Below are 4,447 nucleotides of genomic sequence, written 5' to 3' on the forward strand. Positions count from 1 at the left end.
GGCCGACGGGGAGCGTCCGCGCCGGGCGGGTGTGTCCTCGTTCGGGATCAGCGGCACCAACGCCCACGTCATCCTTGAGGAGTTCACCCAAGAGGAGCGCACCGAGGCGGAGCCGCCCTCGGGCGCCGAGCCCGGCGGCACCGTCCTGTGGCCGCTCTCCGCTCGCTCCCAAGCGGCGCTGCACGCCCAGGCGCGCAAGCTGCTCGCCCACGTGAACGCCGACCCCGCAGCGCGGCCGGCCGACATCGGTCATGCGCTCGCCACCACCCGCGCCGCCCTGAACCACCGCGCCGTCGTTGTCGGAGACGACCGGGACCGGATGCTCGCCGACCTGAAGGCACTCGCGGACGGCAGCCCGTCCTCGCGCACGGTGCGGGGCACCCCCGTGCCGGGCCGCACCGCCTTCCTCTTCACGGGGCAGGGCAGCCAGTACGCCGGCATGGGCCGCGAACTGCACACCCGCTTCCCGGCCTTCGCCACCGCCCTCGACGAGGTCTTCGACGCGTTCGGCGATCGCCTGGGCCGCCCCCTTCGGGACGTCGTCTTCGCCGAACCGGACTCGGCCGAGGCCGCGCTGCTGGACCGGACCGTCTTCACCCAGGCCGGCCTGTTCGCCTTCGAGGTCGCCCTGTTCCGGCTCGTGGAGACCTTCGGCATCCGGGCGGACCGGCTCGCCGGGCACTCCGTCGGAGAGATCGCCGCGGCCCACGCGGCCGGGGCGATCTCCCTAGCCGACGCGGTCGAACTCGTCGGGCAGCGGGGGCGGTTGATGGACGTCCTGCCCGAGGGCGGGGCCATGGTGTCCGTCCAGGCGGCCGAGGAGGAGATCGCCGAGCTGCTGGCGGAAACGGACGGGCGGGCCGGGATCGCCGCCGTCAACGGCCCCCTCTCCTGTGTGCTGTCCGGCGAGGAGGACGCGGTCACACGCATCGCCGACGCCCTCGCGGCCCGCGGGCGGCGGACCCGACGGCTGCGGGTGAGTCACGCCTTCCACTCGCACCTGATGGACCCCATGCTCGACGAGTTCACCCGGGCGACCGCCCGGCTGGGCTTCGCGGCTCCCGCCCTGCCGATCGTCTCCACCGTGACGGGGGCGCCGCTCGACACGGCGGACGCGCTGGGCCCGGAGTACTGGGCCCAACACGCCCGCGGGACCGTACGGTTCGCGGACGCGGTACGCCGGCTGCGCGCGGACGGGGTGACCACGTTCGTGGAGATCGGCCCCGACGCCGTACTGACCGCCATGGGCCGCGACTGCCTGGCCGACGACGGCGAACCGGCGGAGTTCGTGCCGCTGCTGCGTCGCGGGCACGCCCAGGAGCGGACCGTGGCCGAGGCGCTGGCGCGGCTCCATGTGCGCGGTGTCGTCCCCGACTGGACCACCGTGTACGAAGCCCACCGGCCCCGGCGGACCGAACTGCCCACCTACGCGTTCCAGCGCAGGCGCTACTGGGCGCACGCCGTCACGGCCCGCCCGGCGGATGCCACGGGCCTGGGGCTGGCGACGGGCGGCCACCCCCTGCTGGGCGCCGCCGTACGCCCCGCGGACTCCGACACGCTCGTCCTCACCGCCCGGCTTTCCTCGCTCACCCACCCTTGGCTCGCCGACCACACCGTGCTGGACACCGTGCTGGTCCCCGGCGCGGGGCTGGTCGAGCTGGCCCTGCACATCGGCCGCGAAACCGACTGCCCGGAGCTGGAGGAACTGACGCTGCAGGCGCCCCTGGTACTGCCCGACGACGGTGCCGTGGAACTCCAAATACAGGCGGCGAGCGGTGACGCCGACGGACGGCGCCCGGTCACCGTGCACAGCCGGCCCGCCGGATCCGACGCCGATGCCGAATGGACCTTGCACGCCTCGGGAGTCGTGGCCCCGATCGAACCCGCCACCCCGGCGGACGCCGCCTTCGCCGAGCACTGGCCGCCACCCGGCGCCGAAACGGTGGACCTGTCCGGCTGGTACGAGGCGCTCGCCGACCAGGGATTCGGATACGGCCCCGCGTTCCGCGGACTGCGCACCGCGTGGCGGCGCGGCACGGAGGTCTTCGCCGAACTTGAGTCACCGGAGCAGGCCGACACCGACGGATACGGGCTGCACCCGGCCCTTCTGGACGCCGCCCTCCACGCGATCGAACTGGGCGCGCTGCCCGGGGACGGCACCACGCGGTTGCCCTTCGCCTGGACCGGTGTCCGCCTGGCCGCTCCCGGGGCGCGGGCGGCCCGGGTCCGCCTGGCACCCGTCGGCCCCGACACCGTCACCCTGGACCTCGCCGACGACGCCGGACGGCTCATCGCCTCGGTCGCTGCCCTGACCAGGCGTCCGGTCGACGGCGGGCAGCTCACGACGGGGCGACGGGAACCGCTGTTGCGGATGGACTGGGCACCGCTTCCGGCCGCCGTGAGCGGCGGTGACAGGGTGCGGCCGTCCTGCGCGATCGTGGGTGAGGCCGGCTGGGCCGACGTGGATCTTCCCGTCCACGAGGAACTCGCCGGCCTGGCCGCCGCCGGACCGCCCGCGGTGGTCCTGGCGTACCTCGCAGACGAGCCGGAGACGTCCGGGCGCGACCAGGCCGACGTGGCCGACCGGGCCAGGGCTGCCGCCGCCCGCGCTCTGAGGCTGGTCCGGCAGTGGCTGGCGGAAGAGCGGTTCGCCGGCTCGCGACTGGTCGTCGTCACGCGGAACGCGGTCGCCACCCGGCCGGACGAGGATGTGACCGACCTGGCCCACGCCCCGGTGTGGGGCCTGCTGCGGTCGGCGCGCACCGAACACCCCGAGCGCTTCGCCCTGCTCGACCTCGACGCCGAACCCCTCACCCCCCAGACCCTCGCGGCGCTGCTCGGTGCGTCCGGCGAGTCCCAACTCGCCGTGCGCGACGGGGCGTTGCTCGCCCCGAGGGTGACACGTGTCGCCGCCGCACCCGCACCGCCGGCCTGGCGCGCGGACGGCACCGTACTGATCACGGGCGCGACCGGAGCGCTGGGTGCCCGGGTCGCCCGCCACCTCGTCACCGCACACGGCGTGGGTCACCTGCTGCTGGTCAGCCGCCGGGGCGAGGCCGCCCCCGGCGCCGCCGCGCTGCGCGCGGACCTCACCGAACTGGGCGCCCGGGTGACGCTCGCCGCCTGTGACACCGCGGACCGCACCGCGCTCGCCGACCTGCTGGCGACCGTCCCGGCCGAGCACCCGCTGACGGCGGTCGTCCACGCGGCCGGCGTCCTGGACGACTGCGTCGTCGAGGCCCTGGACGCCGAGCGGCTCGACGCCGTCCTGCGGCCCAAGACCGACGCGGCCTGGCACCTCCACGACCTCACCCGTGCACTGGACCTGAACGCCTTCGTCGTCTTCTCCTCGGTCCAGGGGCTGCTGGGCGGCGCCGGACAGGCCAACTACGCCGCGGCCAACACGTTCCTCGACGCCCTGGCCCACCACCGCCGGGCCCTCGGACTGCCTGCCACCTCCCTGGCCTGGGGACCCTGGGCCGAGGGCGGCATGGCCGACCAGCTCGGCCCGGCCGACCTCCGCCGGTTCACCCGGGCCGGCATCCGACCGCTCGCCCCCGAGCAGGGTCTGCGGCTCCTCGACGCGGCACTGGCCCGCCCCGAACCGGCCCTCGTCCCGCTCGCCCTGGACACCGCCGCGCTGCGAGCCGCCGGCCACGCCGCCCCGCCCCTGCTGCGCGGCCTCGTCCGGCCCCCTGCCACGGCGCAACCCGGCACGGAACCCGCCGCCCAGCACACCACGAGCCTCGCGGACCGGCTGGCCGGCCTCGACGCCGACGCCCGCAGAAAGGAACTCCTCACCCTCGTACGGGCCGAGACGGCAGCCGTACTGAACCACGACGACGCCCGCGCGGTCGACGTCCGCCGTTCCTTCAAGGAACTCGGCGCCGACTCGCTCAGCGCCCTCGAACTGCGCAACCGGCTCGGCAAGGCGGTCGGCCTGCGCCTGTCACCGACCGTCGTCTTCGACCAGCCCAGCCCCGAGGCCCTGGCCGCCTGGCTCGAATCGGAGCTGTGCCCGCCACACGACGACGAGGCGTCACCACCACCCCCCGCAAGCGACACCGACGACGACCTGATCGACGCCATGGACGTGGCGGACCTCGTCCGCATGGCACGCCACGGCATCGAGCCCTGACCAGGACCGGGAGAAGGAAGTCATGACCCACGCACCAGCGAACCAGGAAGTCGTCGCGGCCCTGCGCGACGCCCTGAAGGAGACCGCCCGACTGCGCCGGGAGAACCACAACCTCCAGGCCCGTGCCGGTGAGGGGGTTGCGGTGGTGGGTATGGCGTGTCGGTTGCCGGGTGGGGTGGTGTCGCCGGAGGGGTTGTGGGAGCTGGTGGTGTCGGGTGGGGAGGGGGTGTCGGGGTTTCCGGTGGATCGGGGGTGGGATCTGGAGGCGTTGTTCGATGCGGATCCTGATCGGCCGGGGACGTCGTCCAC

The 4,447-nt window shown here is 74.9% G+C and carries 2 protein-coding genes; both read left to right on the plus strand.

The window, feature by feature from the left end; genetic code table 11:
• Positions 1-4,138, plus strand: a 4,138-nt coding sequence (locus ACWDAG_RS47575) for an SDR family NAD(P)-dependent oxidoreductase (RefSeq protein ID WP_450701840.1), incomplete at its 5' end; no start/stop codon positions are given.
• A 22-nt stretch (positions 4,139-4,160) separates the two neighbouring features.
• On the plus strand, positions 4,161-4,447 hold a 287-nt coding region (locus tag ACWDAG_RS47580; protein ID WP_450701841.1), incomplete at its 3' end, for a beta-ketoacyl synthase N-terminal-like domain-containing protein.

This window comes from Streptomyces sp. NPDC001157 (genome assembly GCF_053598255.1).